General features: G+C 39.7%; 23 protein-coding genes. 17 read left to right on the top strand and 6 right to left on the bottom strand.

Features of this window, described 5'->3' with window-relative positions:
* Position 1: 1 nt before the first annotated feature.
* The 3 genes from yaaA to dnaA form a co-directional block, all read right to left on the bottom strand.
* A complete protein-coding gene (gene yaaA / locus BAE31_RS13185) occupies positions 2–217 on the bottom strand; it encodes a S4 domain-containing protein YaaA (RefSeq protein WP_008360916.1) in 216 nt (71 codons plus the stop codon).
* A 150-nt stretch (positions 218–367) separates the two neighbouring features.
* Positions 368–1,504 carry a DNA polymerase III subunit beta gene (gene dnaN, locus BAE31_RS13180; protein WP_024424074.1) on the bottom strand — a complete coding sequence of 379 codons (1,137 nt, stop codon included), beginning with the start codon at positions 1,502–1,504 and terminating at the stop codon, positions 368–370.
* A gap of 196 nt (positions 1,505–1,700) precedes the next feature.
* Positions 1,701–3,041, bottom strand: a complete 1,341-nt coding sequence (dnaA, locus tag BAE31_RS13175) for a chromosomal replication initiator protein DnaA (RefSeq protein WP_024424073.1) — start codon at positions 3,039–3,041, stop codon at positions 1,701–1,703.
* A gap of 620 nt (positions 3,042–3,661) precedes the next feature.
* Between dnaA and rpmH the strand changes: the two genes are divergently transcribed.
* The 11 genes from rpmH to BAE31_RS13120 all read left to right on the top strand — a co-directional run bounded on the left by rpmH (position 3,662) and on the right by BAE31_RS13120 (position 13,993).
* Complete coding sequence (rpmH, locus tag BAE31_RS13170; protein ID WP_073208224.1) at positions 3,662–3,796, top strand: 50S ribosomal protein L34; 135 nt, start codon at positions 3,662–3,664, stop codon at positions 3,794–3,796.
* Between the two features lie 78 nt (positions 3,797–3,874).
* On the top strand, positions 3,875–4,234 hold the full coding sequence (gene rnpA / locus BAE31_RS13165; RefSeq protein ID WP_024427652.1) for a ribonuclease P protein component: 360 nt from the start codon (positions 3,875–3,877) through the stop codon (positions 4,232–4,234).
* 158 nt (positions 4,235–4,392) lie between these two features.
* Positions 4,393–5,175 carry a YidC family membrane integrase SpoIIIJ gene (gene spoIIIJ / locus BAE31_RS13160; RefSeq protein WP_087976621.1) on the top strand — a complete coding sequence of 261 codons (783 nt, stop codon included), beginning with the start codon at positions 4,393–4,395 and terminating at the stop codon, positions 5,173–5,175.
* On the top strand, positions 5,172–5,795 hold the full coding sequence (jag, locus tag BAE31_RS13155; protein WP_024424071.1) for an RNA-binding cell elongation regulator Jag/EloR: 624 nt from the start codon (positions 5,172–5,174) through the stop codon (positions 5,793–5,795). The genes spoIIIJ and jag overlap by 4 nt, the downstream gene beginning before the upstream one ends.
* 401 nt (positions 5,796–6,196) lie before the next feature.
* Positions 6,197–7,576 carry a tRNA uridine-5-carboxymethylaminomethyl(34) synthesis GTPase MnmE gene (gene mnmE / locus BAE31_RS13150; protein ID WP_024424070.1) on the top strand — a complete coding sequence of 460 codons (1,380 nt, stop codon included), beginning with the start codon at positions 6,197–6,199 and terminating at the stop codon, positions 7,574–7,576.
* A 17-nt stretch (positions 7,577–7,593) separates the two neighbouring features.
* Positions 7,594–9,480, top strand: coding sequence for a tRNA uridine-5-carboxymethylaminomethyl(34) synthesis enzyme MnmG (gene mnmG / locus BAE31_RS13145; protein ID WP_041105876.1), 1,887 nt, complete (start codon positions 7,594–7,596; stop codon positions 9,478–9,480).
* Positions 9,481–9,493: 13 nt separating this feature from the next.
* Positions 9,494–10,213 (top strand): 16S rRNA (guanine(527)-N(7))-methyltransferase RsmG, encoded by a 720-nt coding sequence (gene rsmG, locus BAE31_RS13140; RefSeq protein WP_024424068.1) that lies wholly within the window; start codon positions 9,494–9,496, stop codon positions 10,211–10,213.
* Between the two features lie 105 nt (positions 10,214–10,318).
* On the top strand, positions 10,319–11,194 hold the full coding sequence (gene noc / locus BAE31_RS13135) for a nucleoid occlusion protein (RefSeq protein ID WP_024424067.1): 876 nt from the start codon (positions 10,319–10,321) through the stop codon (positions 11,192–11,194).
* A 129-nt stretch (positions 11,195–11,323) separates the two neighbouring features.
* Positions 11,324–12,148, top strand: coding sequence for an orthopoxovirus pf05708 family protein (locus tag BAE31_RS13130; RefSeq protein WP_041105874.1), 825 nt, complete (start codon positions 11,324–11,326; stop codon positions 12,146–12,148).
* Positions 12,149–12,384: 236 nt separating this feature from the next.
* The gene (gene soj, locus BAE31_RS13125; RefSeq protein ID WP_008360890.1) at positions 12,385–13,146 is read left to right on the top strand and encodes a sporulation initiation inhibitor protein Soj; all 762 of its coding nucleotides are present in this window, start codon (positions 12,385–12,387) and stop codon (positions 13,144–13,146) included.
* On the top strand, positions 13,139–13,993 hold the full coding sequence (locus tag BAE31_RS13120) for a ParB/RepB/Spo0J family partition protein (RefSeq protein ID WP_024424064.1): 855 nt from the start codon (positions 13,139–13,141) through the stop codon (positions 13,991–13,993). Before soj ends, BAE31_RS13120 begins: the two co-directional genes overlap by 8 nt.
* 25 nt (positions 13,994–14,018) lie before the next feature.
* Here BAE31_RS13120 and yyaC read toward each other — a convergent pair whose 3' ends face one another.
* The gene (yyaC, locus tag BAE31_RS13115; RefSeq protein WP_076840624.1) at positions 14,019–14,645 is read right to left on the bottom strand and encodes a spore protease YyaC; all 627 of its coding nucleotides are present in this window, start codon (positions 14,643–14,645) and stop codon (positions 14,019–14,021) included.
* Between the two features lie 72 nt (positions 14,646–14,717).
* Between yyaC and BAE31_RS13110 the strand changes: the two genes are divergently transcribed.
* Positions 14,718–15,773 (top strand): YkvI family membrane protein, encoded by a 1,056-nt coding sequence (locus BAE31_RS13110; RefSeq protein WP_076840623.1) that lies wholly within the window; start codon positions 14,718–14,720, stop codon positions 15,771–15,773.
* A gap of 25 nt (positions 15,774–15,798) precedes the next feature.
* On the opposite strand, the gene BAE31_RS13105 is transcribed toward BAE31_RS13110, so the two are convergent.
* A complete protein-coding gene (locus tag BAE31_RS13105) occupies positions 15,799–16,209 on the bottom strand; it encodes a hypothetical protein (RefSeq protein ID WP_041105868.1) in 411 nt (136 codons plus the stop codon).
* A gap of 15 nt (positions 16,210–16,224) precedes the next feature.
* Positions 16,225–17,544, bottom strand: a complete 1,320-nt coding sequence (locus BAE31_RS13100) for a phage hydrolase (RefSeq protein ID WP_041105866.1) — start codon at positions 17,542–17,544, stop codon at positions 16,225–16,227.
* Positions 17,545–17,839: 295 nt separating this feature from the next.
* On the opposite strand from BAE31_RS13100, the gene BAE31_RS13095 reads away from it, so the two are divergent.
* The 5 genes from BAE31_RS13095 to rpsR all read left to right on the top strand — a co-directional run bounded on the left by BAE31_RS13095 (position 17,840) and on the right by rpsR (position 20,618).
* Entirely contained in the window at positions 17,840–18,046 is a 207-nt protein-coding gene (locus BAE31_RS13095; RefSeq protein WP_008347561.1) for a DUF951 domain-containing protein, read from the top strand.
* Positions 18,047–18,262: 216 nt separating this feature from the next.
* On the top strand, positions 18,263–19,363 hold the full coding sequence (gene ychF / locus BAE31_RS13090) for a redox-regulated ATPase YchF (protein WP_024424059.1): 1,101 nt from the start codon (positions 18,263–18,265) through the stop codon (positions 19,361–19,363).
* 108 nt (positions 19,364–19,471) lie between these two features.
* Positions 19,472–19,759: a 30S ribosomal protein S6 gene (rpsF, locus tag BAE31_RS13085; RefSeq protein WP_024424058.1), complete on the top strand. Its 288-nt coding sequence runs from the start codon at positions 19,472–19,474 to the stop codon at positions 19,757–19,759.
* A 36-nt stretch (positions 19,760–19,795) separates the two neighbouring features.
* Complete coding sequence (gene ssbA, locus BAE31_RS13080) at positions 19,796–20,338, top strand: single-stranded DNA-binding protein SsbA (RefSeq protein ID WP_007497456.1); 543 nt, start codon at positions 19,796–19,798, stop codon at positions 20,336–20,338.
* A 40-nt stretch (positions 20,339–20,378) separates the two neighbouring features.
* Positions 20,379–20,618: a 30S ribosomal protein S18 gene (gene rpsR, locus BAE31_RS13075; RefSeq protein WP_008359105.1), complete on the top strand. Its 240-nt coding sequence runs from the start codon at positions 20,379–20,381 to the stop codon at positions 20,616–20,618.
* Positions 20,619–20,644 lie beyond the last annotated feature (26 nt).

The following is a 20,644-nucleotide window of genomic DNA, read 5'->3' as shown; positions in this document are numbered from 1 at the left end:
TCTAATTCACAACTTGAAATGTGCCGTAACCTTCAATCTCGACAACATCTCCTGGGTATAGTTTGCGTCCCCGTCTATTATCTGGCTCTTGATTAATGAACACCTCATGTTCACTTAAAAACCATTTCGCCATTCCGCCAGATTGGATGACTTCGGCTAATTTCAAAAACTGCCCTAATGTAATCATTTCTGTTTCAATGGTTATAAGATTAGGCATTGTATCGACCTCTTTCAATATCACTAATATCTAATTGTACTAAAAAACAAGACAAGAAGGAAAGGGGGAAAGCGAACTGGGATGAAAGAAAGCATGGAAAACGAGAAGAAAAGCTGCTGTGCACTCACACAGCAGCCATTTTAGATTGAATTAATACGTTCTTACCGGAAGAATCAATTGCAAGATAGAATCATCATTCGGCGTACGTAGCAGGAACGGTCTCATTGCACCAGTGAAGCTTACATGAATATCTGTTCCCTCTAATACTTTTAACGCATCCAGCATATATTTTGGACTGAAGGAGATTTTAAGATCTTCCCCTTTAATGTCATCTGCTTGAACCGTCTCCACCACTTTACCGATCTCAGGCGAATTAGAAGAGATTTCAAGGCTTTGTTCAGGATCAGCTGACAGTTTCACGACATTATTACGTCCTTCTCTTGCCAAAAGTGATGCACGATCAATGGCTTGAAGGAACTCTTTCGTGTTGACCACGACATCCGTTTTACTTTCTTGCGGGATCAGACGGGCTGTATCTGGATAATTTCCATCCAGCAACCTTGAGAAGAACAGCACGTTTTGTGCTTTAAAAAGAACTTGGGTTTCTGTAATGACGATGCTCACAAGATCTTGTCCATCATCAAGAATTTTACTTAGCTCAGTTAAACTCTTCCCTGGAATCACGACATTATACGAACTTTCCTCGTTAATATCTAACTTCGCTTTTCTTAAAGCAAGACGGTGGCTATCCGTTGCTGTGCATATTAATTCACCTTTTTCGACCTTCCAGTTTACACCTGTCAAGATAGGTCGTGTTTCTGAGGTGGACACTGCAAAAACAGTTTGACGAATTAAGTTTTTAAGCAAATCTGTCGGAATTTGAAATGCATGATGTTCTTCAATTTGTGGAAGATGCGGATATTCTTCAGCATCTAAGCCGTTTAAGTTAAATTCTGCTGAACCAGAACGGATGATAGTCAGGTGATTTTGTTCTACTTCAATTTCGACAGTGGACATAGGCAGTTTCTTTACAATTTCACTAAAGAAGCGGGCTTGAAGCACAATACTTCCCGGACGATCAATGGTGATAACCTCTAAATCTCCATCTCTTTGAGGAATGAAAGATTCAATTGAGATATCAGAATCGCTTCCTGTTAGAGAAACCCCTTCATCAGACGCAACAATTTTAATCCCTGTCAAAATAGGAATCGTTGTTCTAGAGGATACGGCCTTTAATACATCTTGGACACTTTGGACAAGACGATCTTTTTGAATCGTGAATTTCATAGTGGTCCTCCTAAATTTTCTTAATGACATGTATATATATTTTATTAATAAAAATCGTAGAAGTAATAGTAGGGCTTGTGAATATGTGGATAAGTCGACAAAAAGAAAGGAAAGACAGCCTATCCACATGTGGACAGACTGTGTATGACTATGCTCTAGTTATTCACATTTTCCCGTACTCATTATATCAGCTTGGTTATTTTAATTGTTCTTTGATCTCTTTGACATGCTGCTGAAGCTGTTCATCTTCAACAATTAATTTCGAAATCTTCTCATGAGCATGAATGACAGTCGTATGATCACGACCGCCAAATTCTTCTCCGATTTTAGGCAGAGAGGAATCGGTCATTTCTCTAGAGAGGTACATGGCAATTTGTCTTGGATAAGCAACTGACTTTGTACGTTTCTTTGCTTTGAAATCCTCTAATCGAATATTAAATTGCTGCCCTACAATTCTTTGAATATCTTTAATTGTAATGACCTTAGGCTTTGATGAAGGAATGATGTCCTTTAGCGCCTCAGCTGCTAGATCTGCATTAATGTCTTTATTAATTAAAGATGAGTAAGCAACGACACGAATCAAAGCACCCTCCAGCTCACGAATGTTGCTGTCGATTTGATTGGCAATGTACAGCATGACTTCATTTGGAATGTCTAAGCCTTCTGCCTTTGCTTTTTTTCGCAGGATCGCGATACGCGTTTCTAGATCTGGCGGGGTAATGTCTGTAATTAAGCCCCATTCAAATCGAGAGCGTAATCTGTCTTCAAGTGTCGGAATTTCCTTCGGAGGCCGGTCACTAGAAATGACGATTTGCTTACTTTCTTCGTGAAGTGTGTTGAATGTATGGAAAAACTCTTCTTGTGTTTGTTCTTTTCCTGCTAAAAATTGAATATCATCTATCAAAAGCACATCTACATTCCGATAGCGGTTACGGAAGTCGACAGCTTTGTTATCTCGGATTGAGTTGATAAATTCATTAGTAAATTTTTCAGATGATAGATAGACCACTTTGGCTGATGGATTATGGTCGATCACGTAATGACCAATCGCATGCATCAAGTGAGTCTTTCCTAAACCAACGCCCCCATAAATAAAAAGCGGGTTATATGCTTTTGCTGGTGCTTCCGCGACTGCAAGTGAAGCGGCATGAGCAAAACGGTTGCCTGAACCAATAACAAAAGTATCAAATGTATATTTTGGATTCAGCATATTTTGTGGAATGTCAACGGGCTCTTCTTTAGACATTTTTTTGATAGGAGACTTTGGCATGGCTTCCTCTTCATCCTGATTTTGAGGAATAATAAATTTAATGCTGAGCTCTTCACCTGTTAGTTCATAGATGGTATCAGCAATTAAGTGAAGATATCTTGACTCGAGCCAATCTCTAGCAAATTCATTAGGTGCCGTAATTGTAAGCGTATCTCCCTGAAGAGAATGGGCTTTTGTCGATTTCATCCATGTCTCAAAACTGGGTTTGCTCAATTTTGTCTCTATTTTTTGAAGTGCTTTATTCCACAGATCCAAAATATTTTCCATAAGGCTTCTCCCCCCTCCTTTTCTTTTTAAAATGACCAATATCAAACTGTTATAGAACACGAAAAAGAGCAAATGGTCATCACCATTCGTGCACATACATTGTTGAAAACAATTAATATAGTAGAAAAACGTCTTTTCGACAAATTACACAAGCTGTGGATAAACAATTCAACAGGCTGTGTAATAACTTTCCACAGGTTATCCACAAATTGTGGATAATATAAATGGGCCAGATAAGTAATTAAGAGTTAAAACACAAATATAATATCAAAATAAACAAGATGGTGCAATGGGTGTCACAAACTTATCCACACACTTTACATCCTGTTGAAAAATAATTATCCACATCGGTTATTTGTGTGAAAAAAATGTCGATAATGGGTGTGGATAGTCTAAATATGCCGGAAAAATATCCACATTCTTGTTTTGAAGGTCTTTTAGGAGGAAAAAGAGAATAAAATGCTGGAAACTAAAAAAGAAGGTTTCTTCGTTTGATAACTTATGTTATGCTTATAAGGTTGATAATAAGAGTTTTATCATTGATATTGACAATCGATGGGTTACACAAATATAATGAGTTAGACTGTCTTAAACAGCTATTCCTCAGGGAGGTGTCATAAATGAAAAGAACGTTTCAACCAAATAACCGTAAGCGTAGTAAAGTTCATGGCTTCCGCAGCCGTATGAGTACTAAAAACGGACGTCTAGTTTTAAAGCGACGCCGCAGCAAAGGTAGAAAAAAATTATCAGCTTAGGCCACTGAATAATGTCAGTGGTCTTTTTTACATAAAATCGTAAATGAACTGTCAGTTTTTATCGGAGTGGAAGAAAACATGAAGAAGCGAAACAGGCTAAAAAAAAATGAAGAGTTTCAAAAGGTGTTCAAAAAAGGTCAATCAATGGCAAATCGCCAATTCGTTATTTACCAGCTTGATCAGCCAAATCAAGTTGAACTGCGTCTAGGATTGTCTGTCAGTAAGAAGATTGGTAATGCAGTGATTAGAAACCGAATAAAACGTCTGATCCGTCAGGTGTTTTTAGAGGAAGGCCATAAGTTAAAGCAAGAAAAAGACTACATTGTCATTGCACGAAAACCAGCGAGTGAATTGACCTTTGAAGAAACAAAGAAGTCTCTCCAACATTTATTTAGAAAATCCGCTGTTTATCAACAACAACCGAAAAAGTCTTCGTAATAGAAACTTTCGTTGAATCAATTTTTAAAAGCGCTTCCTTCATCTAGTGAATTAAAATGAAACCACCACTTTGCAAAGAAAAAATGTTACCATACTGATTAGGTGAGTCACTTTCTTAATCAATTCCAACTTAAATAAAGTTTGAAGTAATGGGAGGAATCTTGTTGAAAAGGCGATTATTACTAATATTTAGCTTGATTGGCGTATTGGTTTTATTGGCAGGATGTACACAGATCAATGAACCAATTACATCAGATAGTAAGGGATTCTGGAATTCTTATATTGTTTACCCGCTATCTCAATTAATCACGTACATGGCAAACTTAACTGGTGAAAACTATGGTGTAGCGATTATTATTGTGACACTATTAATTCGCTTGCTTATTTTACCATTAATGATTAAACAGTTAAGAAGTACAAAAGCGATGCAAGCATTACAGCCTGAATTGAAAAAGCTTCGTGAAAAATATAGCTCTAAAGATCAAAAAACACAGCAGCAGCTTCAGCAGGAAACAATGGCCCTTTTTCAAAAAAATGGCGTCAATCCATTAGCAGGCTGTTTCCCAATTTTAATTCAAATGCCAATCCTTATTGGTTTCTATCATGCAATTATGAGGACAGCAGAAATTAAAAAGCATACATTCTTATGGTTTGACTTAGGCAGCCCAGATCCATTGTTTCTATTACCGATTATTGCGGGTGTAGCTACTTTCATTCAGCAAAAGCTGATGATGGCTGGAAATCCTTCGGACAACCCTCAAATGGCTATCATGCTATGGGTGATGCCGATTATGATCGTTGTGTTTGCAATTAGTTTCCCAGCAGCACTTTCATTGTACTGGGTTGTAGGTAACATTTTCATGATCATTCAAACATTGGTGATAAAAACACCTCAAGTAAAAGTTGATACAAAAGAAAAAGCTGGCGGGAATAAAAAATGAAGGAAATAACTGCTGTCGGTCGCACAATCGAAGAAGCAGTAGATTCCGGACTTAAACAAATTCAGCTACTACAAGAAGAAGTAGAAATCACAATAGTAGATGAAGGAAATAAAGGGTTTTTAGGATTATTTGGTAAAAGACAAGCTGTGGTCAAGTTAGTAGAAAAGATAAATGCATTTAAATTAGCTACACAGTATTTAGATAAAATTGTTAAGTCTATTGATCCTAAAGCAAAGATTATTTCCAAACAGGAACCGAAAAAGATTTCTTACCACATTGATGGAGATAAAACGTCATTAATGATTGGAAAAAGAGGCCAAACATTGTACTCTTTAGAAACGTTGGTACAGCTAGTGTTTAATCGTTATTCTGATCAGTATCATCATATAACAATTGATATTGGCGATTATAGGAAGAAACGACAAGAAGCACTTGAACAATATGCAGTCAAAACAGCAAATCGGGTTTTAAAAACGAAGAGAAAGGTTCATTTAGAACCAATGCCTTCGAATGAACGAAAAATTGTTCATGATGCGATTGCTGCATTCTCTAAAGAACTTGCAACGGCATCTGAAGATACAGGCAGCAAACGTCATGTTGTGGTGCTGTATAAAAAATAGCAGAAAGGCTAAGATTCAGCAAAGCTGGATTTTAGTCTTTTTTTATTGAAAAATTGCTTTTTATAGAGGATTCATCCTTTATTTCTAAAAAATGAGTGTGTGATATGGGTGCAAAACGCCAATTTAACAAGTAAGCATAGGGATCAGGGCGTTTAAATTTATTGGATTTAGGTGTAAGATGTGAAGACAAGTTTCAAACGTCGTTATTCACATGTGGATAAGTTAAGTGTTAAAATAGATAAGATGCAAAGCTGTGGATAATTAGATATGAGATACTTTCACTTCGCTTTCATTTATGGTATCTTTAAATTTTGGATTAAGCGTTTTTGATATAGAGATGGACAATGTCCATTTAATAGATAACAGACTGTTTATTAAGTAGAGAAAGAGGTGAATGAGTGATGGATACAATTGCAGCAATTTCTACACCGATGGGTGAAGGAGCAATTGCGATCATCCGTTTAAGCGGGCCTGATGCGGTACAGATTGCTGATCGGATGTATAAAGGTCCTAAGGAGAAAAAACTTGTATCGGTGGATTCACATACAATTCATTATGGTCATATTGTGGACTCTAGCACTGAGCAAGTCATAGAAGAGGTCATGGTGTCAGTATTACGAGCGCCAAAAACATTTACGAGAGAAGACGTTATTGAGATTAACTGCCATGGCGGAATTGTAACGGTCAATAAAGTACTGCAGCTTGCTTTAAGAGAAGGAGCAAGATTAGCGGAGCCAGGTGAGTTTACAAAACGAGCTTTCTTAAATGGAAGAATTGATCTTTCACAGGCTGAAGCGGTAATGGATTTGATTCGCGCAAAGACAGATCGTGCGATGAATGTAGCGATTACTCAAATGGAGGGAAGACTCTCCGGTTTGATTAAACGACTTCGCGGTGAGATATTGGAAACTCTGGCCCATGTTGAAGTCAATATTGACTATCCTGAGTATGACGATGTTGAAGAAATGACGCATCGGGTTTTAGTTGAAAAGGCAACATCAGTGAAAAAGGAAATTGAGTCACTGCTAACGACTTCTCAGCAGGGGAAAATACTTCGCGAGGGCTTATCCACTGTCATTATTGGAAGACCGAATGTTGGGAAGTCTTCCTTGTTGAATAGTCTTGTACAGGAAACAAAAGCGATTGTAACGGATATTCCTGGAACAACGAGAGATGTCATTGAGGAATATGTAAATGTTAGAGGTGTACCGCTTCGATTAGTCGATACTGCGGGTATACGTGAGACGGAGGACATTGTTGAGCGTATAGGGGTTGAACGATCTAGACAGGTCTTAAAAGAAGCTGACCTGATTTTACTTGTGCTCAATTATAGCGAGGAATTGTCAGAAGAGGATATCAAACTTTTTGAGGCCGTCTCAGGCATGGATATCATCGTAATCGTGAATAAGACAGATCTTGAGCCTAAGCTTGATATCGAAAAGGTCAAGCAGTTAGCGAAGGATCGTCCGGTGGTTACTACATCATTATTACAAGAAAAGGGGATTGATGAGCTCGAAATTGCGATTCAATCACTCTTTTTCACGGGTTCAATTGAAAGTGGAGATTTAACGTATGTAAGTAACACAAGGCATATTGCTCTTCTTCAGGCAGCAAAACAATCCATTGAGGATGCTCTTGAAGGAATTGAAATGGACGTACCGATCGACATAGTTCAAATAGATTTAACACGCTGCTGGGAACAGCTGGGTGAAATTATTGGGGATGCTGTTCATGAAAGCTTGATTGATCAGTTATTCTCTCAATTCTGTTTAGGAAAGTAAAGGGAGGAACATAAGAAATGGGTTATGAAGCTGGCAATTATGACGTAATCGTCGTGGGTGCCGGTCATGCTGGAGTTGAGGCTGCTCTTGCTTCTGCAAGACAGGGCGCCAAAACACTTGTATTGACTATCAACCTCGATATGGTTGCTTTTATGCCATGTAATCCGTCCGTAGGCGGCCCCGCAAAAGGGATTGTCGTCAGAGAAATTGATGCTCTAGGCGGAGAAATGGCACGAAATATAGATAAGACGCATATTCAAATGCGCATGCTGAATACGGGGAAAGGACCTGCTGTCCGTGCGTTAAGAGCGCAAGCAGATAAGTTCCAATATCAGCATGAAATGAAAAAAACAATGGAAAATGAACCAAACCTGACAATGCTGCAGGGTATGGTAGATCATTTAATTGTAGAAGATGATGAATGTAAAGGTGTTGTTACTCAAACGGGGGCGAACTATCGTGCGAAGTCTGTTGTATTAACGACAGGGACTTTCTTAAAAGGCCGTATTATTTTAGGAGACTTATCGTATTCAAGTGGTCCAAATAACCAGCAGCCTTCCATTAAATTATCGGATCATTTAGCAGAACTAGGATTCGATTTGGTTCGCTTTAAAACAGGAACACCTCCTCGAGTGAATAGCCACTCGATTGACTATAGTAAAACAGAAATTCAACCAGGTGATGAAGTCCCGCGGGCATTCTCCTATGAAACGGTTGAATATATTACCGACCAGCTGCCATGCTGGTTAACGTACACGAGTTTAGAGACTCATCAAATTATTGATGAGAATCTTCACCGTTCTCCAATGTATTCAGGTATGATTAAAGGAACTGGTCCTAGATACTGCCCGTCCATTGAAGATAAAGTGGTGCGTTTCAATGATAAACCGAGACATCAAATTTTCTTAGAGCCAGAAGGTCGTAATACGCAGGAAGTTTATGTTCAAGGATTGTCTACAAGTCTTCCTGAGGATGTACAGCAGCGAATGCTTTCAACCATCCCAGGACTCGAGAATGTTCAAATGATGAGAGCGGGTTATGCCATCGAGTATGATGCGATTGTGCCTACTCAGTTGTGGCCTACACTTGAGACGAAGAAAATTTCTGGATTATATACAGCCGGCCAAATTAATGGTACGTCTGGTTATGAGGAAGCAGCAGGTCAAGGGATTATGGCAGGTATTAATGCAGGAAGAAAAGCATTAGGTAAAGAAGAAGTCATTTTAAGCCGATCTGATGCATATATCGGTGTCCTCATCGATGACCTTGTCACAAAAGGAACAAATGAACCATACCGTCTCTTGACATCACGTGCTGAGTATCGTCTACTTCTACGTCATGACAATGCTGATTTAAGATTAACTGAACTTGGCTATCAAATTGGATTAATTTCTGAAGAAAGATTCCAAGCATTCCAGCAGAAAAAAGAAGCCATTGAAGCAGAGAAAAAACGCTTATATTCTGTGATCATTAAACCTACAGCAGAGACTCAAGAATTTATTCGTTCACTCGGTGGAAGTGAGTTGAAGGACGGCATTCGTGCAAGTGATTTGATGAAGCGTCCAGAAATGAATTATGAAACTGTTGTGAAATTAGCTCCTGCGGAAACACCGCTTCCTTCTGATGTGTGTGAGCAGGTAGAGATTCAAATTAAATACGAAGGTTATATTGAAAAGTCACTCCAGCAAGTTGAAAAACTGAAAAAGATGGAGAACAAAAAGATTCCTGATCGTATTGATTATGATGCCATCAAAGGGATTGCAACTGAAGCGAAACAAAAGCTGAAAGAAGTCCGACCGCTTTCTGTTGCACAGGCTTCTCGTATTTCAGGCGTTAACCCTGCTGATATTTCTATCCTTTTAGTATATTTAGAGCAGGGGCGTATTGCGAAGATAGCAGAATAGAAAGGATGTCGGCATGAACATTGAACAATTTACAGCAGCACTAGAGGAGAAAGGGATCACTCTTTCTCCTGTGCAGCTTGAACAATTTGAAACCTACTTCCGCATGCTTGTAGAATGGAACGAGAAAATGAATTTAACGTCCATTACTGAAAAGGAAGAAGTGTATTTAAAGCATTTTTATGATTCAATATCAGCAGCATTTTTTATTGATTTTCACAAAGTGACGACGATTTGTGATATTGGAGCTGGTGCTGGTTTTCCAAGCATTCCTCTTAAAATTTGTTTCCCTCATCTACATGTGACCATTGTTGATTCTCTTCAGAAACGAATTACGTTTCTCAATGAGTTAGCAAAAGGATTAAACTTACAAGATACTACTTTTTATCATGATCGTGCGGAAACGTTTGGACAACGTAAGGAAAAGCGTGAAAGCTATGATCTTGTCACTGCTAGAGCAGTTGCACGTTTATCCGTCTTGAGCGAACTATGTCTGCCTCTAGTGAAAAAGGAAGGATTGTTTGTTGCCTTAAAAGCATCTGCCGCTGATGAAGAAATGCAAGCAGGGAAAAAAGCTGTCACAGTCCTCGGAGGAGAGGTTGTTGAAAAGCATTCCTTTGTTCTTCCTTTAGAAGAAAGCGAACGGAACATCATTGTCATTGAAAAGAAAAAGCAAACACCAAAAAAATATCCTAGAAAACCAGGAACACCTAATAAATCACCAATAGAAGGTTGATCATGTAAAAGGTCGGTTTTTCTTCAATATTTATGATTTTACAGAAGGAAAAAACATGAGAAAATAGAATTATAAAAAGGTAGTTTTTAAAGGTGGTGTAGGTTCATGAAGCATTCACTCTCACGCTTCTTCGGGCTTGGAGACAAAGAACATCCTGAGCGTGAAACCGAAATAGAGGCAGAGATTGCTGAGCATGATACATTAAAGGAAGAGATACAGGAGCTCCCGGTCGACACAATTATGCCAAACCGTTTTCAGCCACGCACCATTTTTTCAGAAGAAAAGATACAAGAGCTGGCCACGACGATTCATACCCATGGCATTATCCAACCAATTGTTGTTAGACCAACAGAAGAAGAAGGAAAATATGAACTGATCGCCGGCGAAAGACGTTGGAGGGCGGTACAGACTCTTCAATGGGAGAAAATCCCCGCTATTATAAAAGATTTTACTGATACGGAAACGGCATCTGTGGCATTGATTGAAAATTTGCAAAGAGAAGAGCTGTCTTCTATTGAAGAGGCTCATGCTTATGCACGTCTTTTAGAGCTTCATGATTTAACACAAGAGGCGCTTGCTCAGCGTTTAGGCAAGGGACAATCAACTGTTGCAAACAAATTAAGACTTTTAAAGTTGCCTGAAGAGGTACAACAGGCCATTTTAGAGAAAAAAATCTCTGAAAGGCATGCACGTTCACTTGTGCCCCTAAAGCTTCCAGAATTACAAATCGCGCTATTGCAGGAAATCATCGAAAAGCAGTTGAATGTGAAACAGACTGAAGAGCGTGTAGTGAAGATGCTTGAACAAAAAACAGATCGCAAACCGAAGCCAAAGCGTAAGGCGTTTAGTCGTGATACACGAATTGCAATGAATACCATTCGTCAGTCTCTCCACATGGTAGAAGACAGCGGACTTAAAATAAATACCGAGGAAGAAGAGTTTGAGGAATATATCCAATTAACGATTCGAATTCCTAAATAGAAAAAAGCTGATGAGCGCCACTCGTCAGCTTTTTTTGTTTGTCTTATTTTCTGCACACACCATATTTACATAATATTTATAAATTGGTAAAATATGATTTTCGTAGTATGAAGGAGGTGACAACTACTGATGAAAATGAAGAAGACTATTTTCGCCATTATTTGCTATTTACTAATTTCTTTTTCTCTTTTTCCAAATGAAGCGACAATATACGCTGTGAAATCGCCAACGGCTCATGCGGATGAAGGCCTGATGACCAACGAAGAATTGAACGTTCTGAAGAAGCAAGGTGTTGTTTCTAAAGATGTGACTGTACAGCAATTTAATCAAGAGTATGCGTCTTCCGACGATTCGATCGACTTGATTACAGCTGACGATGATTTGAAGAACTATGGTTTAAGACAAAATAAGCATGATGAGCTGGTGACGGATGAAAAGCCGCACACCCTCAAGCAACTTTTAGGAAAGCCGTATCCTGGTACCGATATTATCCCTAAAAAAGGAGATATCTTGGTGACAACCACTGATGCTGTGAAGGGTTTGGTTGGACATGCAGGTATCGTCATTAATGAGAAAAGCTATGCTTCTATTCCAGGGTTTCGGCAGCATCCTCAACTTGATTCCATTCATAACTGGTTTCGCTATAGTGCCAATACAAAGGTAATTCGGATTAATCAAGAGGAGAAGGCACATTTAGCAGGGGAATGGGCACACGATTATGTGAAAGGTCATCCGAAGGCTCGCTATTCCATCACCATGTCTATTCAATCATTGGACCCGACTTATTGTTCAAAGATCGTGTGGCAGGCCTATGGCAAAACAGGGGACGCTTTGGGACATGCGACATTTATCATTAAGACACCCTATGGATTTTTAAAAAAGAAAAGCTATAAAACAGTAACTCCTAAGGTCATTGTAAGTGAAGGCCGCAAAATAGGTGAATTATACTTTTGATATGTGACCCTCACTTTTGATAGAAGTGAGGGTTTTGATGTATGTCTATTTCTTAAAAAAGATATATCAATATACTTTTCAGGTGTGTTTTCATTCGTTCTTTAATGTACGAAAAGGCACATTCAACGACGAATTTATAATAGGGAAACAAAAAAAGCAAACGTTTCATACTTTTTTTGATAGAATAGAAAGTATGAATGAATGAGAAACTTGTTAAGTTGAAAGTGGGTGACATCGTGGGAAAAATCATAGCGATTACCAACCAGAAGGGCGGCGTCGGGAAGACGACAACTTCTGTTAATTTGGGTGCGTGTTTAGCATACATAGGCAAACGAGTGTTGTTAGTTGATATTGATCCGCAGGGCAATGCCACGAGTGGTATTGGGATTGAGAAGGCCGACGTAGAGAAGTGTGTGTACGATATTTTAGTTGATGATGCAGATGTTCTTGATGTGATTAAGACGACAGAGGTCGAAAATCTTGATGTCATTCCTGCGACAATACAGCTTGCAGGGGCTGAAATAGAGCTTGTGCCTACAATCTCACGTGAAGTGAGGCTGAAGAGAGCACTTGAATCTGTTAAGCAGAATTATGATTATATGATTATTGACTGCCCGCCATCACTTGGACTGCTGACGATTAATGCGTTAACTGCATCCGATTCCGTTTTAATACCAGTTCAGTGCGAATATTATGCGCTGGAAGGATTGAGCCAATTGTTAAACACAGTTCGTCTCGTGCAGAAACATTTAAATACCGATCTTGCCATTGAAGGTGTCTTGCTGACAATGCTTGATGCCCGAACAAATCTTGGGATTCAGGTTATCGAAGAAGTGAAGAAATACTTTAGAGATAAAGTCTATCAAACCGTCATTCCGAGAAATGTGAGGCTGAGTGAAGCGCCAAGTCATGGAAAGCCTATTATCTTGTATGATCCACGTTCAAGAGGTGCAGATGTCTATTTAGACTTAGCAAAGGAAGTGGATGCGAATGGCTAAAGGTCTTGGAAAGGGTATTAATGCACTATTTAACAACGTAGACTCAAATGAAGAAACGGTTGAAGAAATTAAATTAAAGGATTTGCGTCCGAATCCTTATCAGCCAAGGAAAACGTTTGATGATGATGCGTTGTCTGATCTGAAAGAATCGATTCAGCAGCACGGTGTTTTACAGCCGATCATTGTTCGTAAATCGATTAAAGGATATGACATAGTAGCAGGAGAACGCCGTTTTCGCGCAGCACAACAAGCTGGTCTGACAACAATTCCTGCGATCGTTCGAGAGTTTTCAGAAACGCTGATGAGAGAAATTGCCCTTTTAGAAAACCTGCAGCGTGAGGATCTCTCTCCACTAGAGGAAGCGGAAGCGTATGCTTCCTTGCTGGATCATCTAAGTGTGACGCAAGAGGAATTAGCGAAGCGATTAGGGAAAAGCAGACCGCATATTGCGAACCATCTCCGTCTGTTGACTTTACCGGATGACATCCAAAAGCTGATTGCAAATGGAACGTTATCAATGGGACATGGCCGGACATTGCTTAGCTTAAAGAACAAAAAGAAGCTGGCGCCTTTGGTAAAGAAAATCGTGGATGAGGGGTTAAACGTACGACAGGTTGAAAAACTTGTTCAGCAGTTAAACGAAAATGTTCCACGTGAAACAAAGAAAAAAGAAGCACCAAAGGATCGAGTGTTGAAAGAAAGAGAGTCTTTCTTACAAAACTACTTTGGTACTTCCGTGACGATCAAGAAACAGAAGAAAAAAGGGAAAATTGAGATTGAATTCCTCTCGAATGAAGATTTAGAAAGAATCCTTGAATTGCTTTCTACGAGGGAATCATCAGAGTGACCATCTTGATATGAGATGGTCTTTTTTATATTCTCCCAGTGATATTTTGAATAGGGGTGAAGAGAGACCGGTTTTTTTCTCTTGTCCAATCCATTTGGTCAATGTGAGATAGACTTTCAGAAAGTGTATTGGCCATAGACATGACAAGATGAAGACGTGTGTTTTGGAGGACGAAATATTCCATGAAACCACTCACATTGACGATCCCATTAATATGAATATCTCCTACCTCTGGCAGCTCCTTTTGGACACCAGCTCCAGGCTTTAACGGACCATCTCCAATTTGGAAGGAACCGACACTTTTCACTCTTCCTAAACAGGCATCAACCGCTACAATAAACGGGTGTTTATGAGCTTGTTCAATTTCAGCGAGTTTTTCTTTTAAATTGACCGCATGCACTGGGTCAGAGAGTGTTCCATATACATGAAGCTTTTTCAAATCCAGACCTGAAAGCTTTGTACCAACAAGTGGACCTAGAGAGTCGCCAGTTGAGCGGTCTGTTCCAATACAAACGATGGCAACGGGTCTTTTTCCTGCTTTCTGAATATGCGAGAATAAAATACTTTTAAGCTGTTGAATGGCGTTTGTATCCGTATGGGACACGTATTCTTTTACCCTATTTCTAAAAAAAAGACCGTTCTTGCTATTCATAGGTCTCACTTCCTTGTCATAGTAGTTAGTAACAGTATACGGAAACAAGCTTAATTCTATACCTATGAGGTGATGATTGTGTGGAAGGCTGGTTCAAGGTGGACGCTTTTAATTTTAGGAAGCTTAATAGGTGCGGGATATGCTTCCGGCCAGGAAATTTGGCAGTTTTTTGGCATTGATAGCGGACTAGCCATTCTACTGTTTACATTGATGTTTATGCTGTCTACCTATGTGGTGTTAAAAATCAGTTATGAGGTGCGTGCCGATCACTTTGTGCCAGTGCTGGAACGGCTTGTCGGTCCATGGCTGGCTAAGGTGTATGACGTGTTAATTGTCCTTTATTTATTCACGACAACGACGGTCATGATTGCTGGCGGCGGGGTGACGCTTGAGATGTATCATGTGCCTTTTTGGGTTGGCATCGGCGCGTTTTGTTTGTTTTCATTTATGATTTTTTTCTGGGATGTGAAAGGGCTCTTATCTGTGAATGCTTTCATTATACCAATTTTGGTGGCGGGGCTCATCTATGCGTTTGTTTTTTATTATATGAACCATGATCATATGTGGCGGATTGATTTTGGGCAGCAGTACAATTGGCCTGCCAGCATTGTCTTTGCTTCTTTGAACATATTATCTGTTGTGGCAGTGCTGTCTTCGGTTGGGAAAGAAATGAAGGGGCTTGGGGAAGCCAAAGTGGCGAGTATCTTAAGCGGTCTTATTTTTGGTGTCATCTCGTATGTGTATAACGAAATACTGGTTGATATTTCGGGAAGTCTTTCATCAGAGGGAATTCCTTTGTTTACAGTATTAGAAGGGGCGCCGACTTCTTTGTTTGTGTTTATGACCGTTGTCCTTTGTCTAGCAATTTATACGACGACGGCAGCAGGTTTATTTGGATTATCCAGCCGGATGCTTTCTTTTGTACGAATGCCCCGCTGGCTGGTTGTATTGGTGATGCTTCTTTTGATGGCACCTTTAACATCTCTTGGATTTGCTGATTTGATTGCTTTCTTGTATCCAATTTATAGTTTGTTGAATCTGTATTTGCTCGTCTGTTTAATGCTGTATCCGATTTTAAGTAAAAAGATATTTTCTCGTTCTAAAAATTATATTGATAAAACAAAATAAGCACCTCTCTTTTTTAGAGCTGTGCTTATTTGATCTGAATTGAATCAATAGCTTCTTTGATATCATCATAGACAGGCATTTGCTTGAGACGCTGGAGGCGATCCTCTAATTCTGAAATGGCCTGTCCCTTTAAATGCTGGGAAATGTGTTGTTTGACAATGGTCGTCTGGTTTATCATGTCTTCTGTTTTAGCCAATTGATACTCCAAGTGCACGCGAGTATTTGCTAATTCGTCGTGCAGCCGCATTTTGAGCAGCCGTTTTAGATCCTTTCGCTGTCCTTCTCTGCGCATGGCCTGAATGGCGGCGATTTCTTCAGGAGAATGTGTTTGTGTATTTGGTGCCGATTGATTTTCGAATACAGACATGGAGCGGCGGGCACTCACATTTTGCAAGAAACGCTGGGCGTCACTAGGAGGCTTATTTTGATTGATCATGCGATGACTCCTTTCTTAATGAATACCCATTTGCATCGCAAGGCGTCTATCTGCCTTGGCGTAGTCATCACCCATTGTGTACATATGTCTTGAAAGGGCAGAAAGCTCTTGTTCGTAATCCCTCAGGGTGTACAAGGCATTCAGTTGTTTTTCGTGTGAATAAAAGGAGGAATGTGTCTGTTCCATTCTGACTTCCTCTACCAGTGCTTCCACATCACTATGACTTAATAAATCATAGTGGCCAAAGCCGACGAGTCCTTTGAGCTCTTGTTTCACATGATGGACGGCGTCTTTTACGCTTTCATCAATTCCATCGATTTTTTCAAATACAGTGTGCACTTCATGTTCAATAATACTTTGTAGATCATAGGATGAATTTTTCAGTAAATGGGATTTTATGATAATTTCAAGTCCGCTTTGTGCATATGCACGTCCAGAATGAATTTCTTGCAGCAGCATGGCTGTAAAACTTGTATTATGATCAAGCTGTTCATCTAAAATACGGGCGGATCCATTCGGATGGAATGAATATCCATTTGCTTTGAATTCTCCTGAAACGAGAGCTAAAAAAGCATTTGTATCAAAGGATTCGTTCCATTCTATATTCATAGATGCAAAAGCTGATTTTAAAAAGGTGTCAATTTCCCTTTTTTTGTATTTAACGGATTCTTGGACTGAGTCTTGCTGCCGTGGCGGTACGGTGTACTTGACTTGCCCAACTCCTTGATCATGGCGATTGAGTAAACCGACGTAATGACTAGGCTGAATATATTCAATCAACATGCGTGTATATTGACCTTGCTGCGCCTTTTGCTGAATCGAAGGCGACAGGCTGCTCCATATATTTGGGCTGTCAAAGGTGACGGCTTTTTTGACAGCTGGCTGTTCTGTTGCAACATAAGCACAAACAGCACCGGCAAGTGCTTGTCCAGTGAGATGGATACCTGCATTCGGATGCTTCTGACAGACTTTCTCTATGTATTCCTTCCCTTTAAAAAAGACATGGTCTTGATTGCCATCAAGGGACTTTCTTTCAATTGGATAGGCATAGTCTGTTTTGAGTAATGACTGTGCCGCGTTGTGTACATCTTGCTTAGATGTCACCGTCATTTGGTTTGGCAGTGGACAGTGAAAAGCGACGATGAATTCATCTGATTGTTCTGGCTGCATTGTTAAACCATATATTTTATGGTCGATCTTTAGAAAATCGTGGACAGTGAGTGTTTGCTGACCTATTTCTATCGTATGGTGCTGCTGGTAATTGTCTATATTTCCAGCATGATCGGATATGATTTTATATTCTTTATCAGTTAATCTATCCTTTCGATTGACCATCGTACCTGCTCCCTCACATAACATTTATGCAGATATCATAAATCAAAAAATATGGAAAAACCACCGCGTTCTACCAATAAAAACCTTTTGACCTACAGTGTTTGTGACAATATTGAAAAAAAACGGAGTTTAAGTAACTATTGGTCACAAATAAAATGATCTAAAAGAAGGGTTTTTTCTCTAAAAAAGAATAGGATGAACGATTGAAAGAGGCTCTTGGTTTTGTGCATTGCCCTTCATCACCGTTTTTTTGTACAATAGATTCAATGAAGTGAGCAAGGAGAGGTGAAGGCTGATGGCAGACAAAGCGTTTGGGTTACATGATGTTGTAGAAATGAAAAAGCCCCATCCATGTGGTGCCAATCGGTGGAAGGTCATTCGTTTGGGCATGGATATCCGTATTAAATGTGAAGGCTGCGGACACAGCGTGATGATCCCAAGAAGAGATTTTGAACGAAAAATGAAGAAAATTCTCGTCAAGCATGAGGAGCCAACTGCTTAAGTAGGCCTCATGCTTTTTTTATTAAATTTGTCTTTTCTACAGCAAAACCAGGTGCATCTTCTCGTTTTGAAGCATTGATTTATTCTTTTTGACGATGTTTCTTCTATTGAAAATGCATGATGGTTAGCTTGTCTTTTCATGTAAACCTACTTATAATTGCTCTAGGTTCATATTACGCAGTATAACGAGCACGTTTGATATAGAGGAGATGAAAGAATGGCTTTAACAGCTGGTATTGTTGGCTTACCTAACGTCGGGAAGTCAACGCTATTTAATGCAATTACACAGGCTGGAGCGGAGTCTGCTAACTATCCGTTTTGTACCATTGATCCAAACGTCGGAATTGTAGAAGTTCCTGACGAGCGTTTACAAAAGCTAACAGAATTGGTGCAGCCGAAAAAGACAGTTCCCACTGCTTTCGAATTCACTGATATTGCGGGTATTGTCAAGGGTGCATCTAAAGGTGAAGGTTTAGGGAATAAATTCCTTTCTCATATTCGACAAGTAGATGCGATTTGTCACGTGGTCAGAGCTTTTGCAGATGATAACATTACACACGTAGCTGGTAAGGTTGATCCTGTGGCAGATATTGAAACGATTAATCTCGAATTGATTTTGGCTGATTTAGAAACAGTTGAAAAGCGTTTAGCTCGTGTGAGTAAGCTTGCAAAACAAAAGGACAAGGAAGCAGTAGCTGAATTTGAGATTTTGTCGAAGCTAATGAACGCATTTGAAGCTGGGAAATCGGCAAGATCTGTAGAATTTACTGATGAGCAGCAAAAGCTTGTGAAACAGCTTCATTTACTCACATCTAAACCAGTTCTCTATGTAGCAAATGTGAGTGAGGATGAAGTAGCAGATCATGAGGGCAACGAATATGTGCAGCAAATCCGTGAGTTTGCTTCTGGTGAAAACGCTGAAGTGATCGTCGTTTGTGCGAAGATCGAGTCTGAAATTGCAGAGCTTGAAGGAGAAGAGAAGCAAATGTTCCTTGAAGAGCTTGGTATTAATGAGTCAGGGCTTGATCAGCTAATTAGAGCATCTTATTCACTTCTAGGATTAGCTACGTATTTCACAGCAGGTGAGCAAGAGGTACGTGCTTGGACATTTAAAAAAGGAATGAAAGCGCCAGAATGTGCTGGAATCATTCACACAGACTTCGAGCGTGGATTTATTCGTGCTGAAACGGTTGCGTATGAGGATTTACTAGCTGGCGGAAGCATGTCTGCTGCTAAAGAAGCAGGAAAAGTTCGTCTAGAAGGTAAAGAATATGTAGTGAAAGATGGAGACGTCATTCATTTCCGTTTTAATGTATAGGTTCTTGTCATAGGCCAAGTGATTTGTTATAATATACAATTGTGAGTAATATAATTTATTGCTCCTTGCCCGTTTAGGGCCGCTTAGACCAAAAGGAGGTGCAATCAGATGAGAAAGTACGAAGTTATGTACATCATCCGCCCAACAGTTGACGATGAGGCTAAAAAAGCAGTTATCGAGCGTTTCAATAACGTGTTAACTTCTAACGGTGCGGAGATCACTGGAACAAAGGATTGGGGTAAACGTCGTCTTGCATACGAAATCAACGATTTCCGTGACGGTTTCTACCAAATCGTAAACGTTCAATCTGACGCTGCAGCAGTTCAAGAATTTGACCGCTTAGCTAAGATCAGTGACGATATCATTCGCCACATTGTTGTTAAAGAAGAAGTATAAATCATTGAAATATATATTTAAAGGTGGTCTTTCAATATGCTAAACCGTGTTGTATTGGTCGGAAGACTAACAAAAGACCCTGAGCTTCGCTACACGCCTAATGGTGCGGCTGTAGCCACGTTTACTCTAGCTGTGAATCGTACGTTTACGAATCAATCTGGAGAGCGTGAAGCCGATTTCATTAACTGTGTTACTTGGAGAAGACAAGCCGAGAACGTGGCTAATTTCTTGAAAAAAGGAAGTCTTGCCGGTGTAGACGGTCGTTTGCAGACAAGAAACTATGAAAATCAGCAAGGACAGCGTGTCTTCGTGACAGAGGTTCAAGCTGAAAGTGTTCAATTTCTTGAGCCTAAGAGCGGCGGTGCTGGTTCAGGTGGATACAGCGGCGGTGGCAATAGCGGAGGCCAGTATTATGGCGGTAGCCAAAACGATCAGAATCCATTTGGAAATGAACCAAGTCAAAATCCATATGGCAATCAAAACAACCAAAATCGTAATCAGGGAAATAGCTTTAATGATGACCCATTTGCGAACGATGGTAAACCGATTGACATCTCCGATGATGATTTGCCATTCTAATTGATCTGAAAAAATGACTAAAGGAAAGGTGTGAAAACAAATGGCAGGTGGACGCAGAGGCGGTCGTGCGAAACGTCGTAAAGTATGTTTCTTTACTTCTAACGGTATCACGCACATCGATTACAAAGATGTTGATCTTCTTAGAAAGTTTGTTTCTGAGCGTGGTAAAATTTTACCTCGTCGTGTAACAGGAACTAGCGCTAAGTATCAACGTAAATTGACTTTAGCGATCAAAAGATCACGTCAAATGGCATTACTTCCATACGTTACTGGTGAGTAAGTCGTTGACTTAAAAAGCGGAGAGCC

The organism is Bacillus sp. I-2, assembly GCF_001974945.1.
In the GTDB taxonomy this organism is placed as follows: domain Bacteria; phylum Bacillota; class Bacilli; order Bacillales; family Bacillaceae; genus Bacillus; species Bacillus safensis.
The sequence above is the reverse complement of the archived record's forward strand: the minus strand, read 5'-3'. Positions and strand labels throughout refer to the sequence as shown.

Bases quoted from the DNA above. Each gene is read 5' to 3' on its own strand.
- yaaA (WP_008360916.1), bottom strand. From the start codon at position 217: ATGCCTAATCTTATAACCATTGAAACAGAAATGATTACATTAGGGCAG.
- dnaN (WP_024424074.1), bottom strand. From the start codon at position 1,504: ATGAAATTCACGATTCAAAAAGATCGTCTTGTCCAAAGTGTCCAAGAT.
- dnaA (WP_024424073.1), bottom strand. From the start codon at position 3,041: ATGGAAAATATTTTGGATCTGTGGAATAAAGCACTTCAAAAAATAGAG.
- rpmH (WP_073208224.1), top strand. From the start codon at position 3,662: ATGAAAAGAACGTTTCAACCAAATAACCGTAAGCGTAGTAAAGTTCAT.
- rnpA (WP_024427652.1), top strand. From the start codon at position 3,875: ATGAAGAAGCGAAACAGGCTAAAAAAAAATGAAGAGTTTCAAAAGGTG.
- jag (WP_024424071.1), top strand. From the start codon at position 5,172: ATGAAGGAAATAACTGCTGTCGGTCGCACAATCGAAGAAGCAGTAGAT.
- mnmE (WP_024424070.1), top strand. From the start codon at position 6,197: ATGGATACAATTGCAGCAATTTCTACACCGATGGGTGAAGGAGCAATT.
- mnmG (WP_041105876.1), top strand. From the start codon at position 7,594: ATGGGTTATGAAGCTGGCAATTATGACGTAATCGTCGTGGGTGCCGGT.
- rsmG (WP_024424068.1), top strand. From the start codon at position 9,494: ATGAACATTGAACAATTTACAGCAGCACTAGAGGAGAAAGGGATCACT.
- noc (WP_024424067.1), top strand. From the start codon at position 10,319: ATGAAGCATTCACTCTCACGCTTCTTCGGGCTTGGAGACAAAGAACAT.
- BAE31_RS13130 (WP_041105874.1), top strand. From the start codon at position 11,324: ATGAAAATGAAGAAGACTATTTTCGCCATTATTTGCTATTTACTAATT.
- BAE31_RS13120 (WP_024424064.1), top strand. From the start codon at position 13,139: ATGGCTAAAGGTCTTGGAAAGGGTATTAATGCACTATTTAACAACGTA.
- yyaC (WP_076840624.1), bottom strand. From the start codon at position 14,645: ATGAATAGCAAGAACGGTCTTTTTTTTAGAAATAGGGTAAAAGAATAC.
- BAE31_RS13110 (WP_076840623.1), top strand. From the start codon at position 14,718: ATGATTGTGTGGAAGGCTGGTTCAAGGTGGACGCTTTTAATTTTAGGA.
- BAE31_RS13105 (WP_041105868.1), bottom strand. From the start codon at position 16,209: ATGATCAATCAAAATAAGCCTCCTAGTGACGCCCAGCGTTTCTTGCAA.
- BAE31_RS13100 (WP_041105866.1), bottom strand. From the start codon at position 17,544: ATGGTCAATCGAAAGGATAGATTAACTGATAAAGAATATAAAATCATA.
- BAE31_RS13095 (WP_008347561.1), top strand. From the start codon at position 17,840: ATGGCAGACAAAGCGTTTGGGTTACATGATGTTGTAGAAATGAAAAAG.
- ychF (WP_024424059.1), top strand. From the start codon at position 18,263: ATGGCTTTAACAGCTGGTATTGTTGGCTTACCTAACGTCGGGAAGTCA.
- rpsF (WP_024424058.1), top strand. From the start codon at position 19,472: ATGAGAAAGTACGAAGTTATGTACATCATCCGCCCAACAGTTGACGAT.
- ssbA (WP_007497456.1), top strand. From the start codon at position 19,796: ATGCTAAACCGTGTTGTATTGGTCGGAAGACTAACAAAAGACCCTGAG.
- rpsR (WP_008359105.1), top strand. From the start codon at position 20,379: ATGGCAGGTGGACGCAGAGGCGGTCGTGCGAAACGTCGTAAAGTATGT.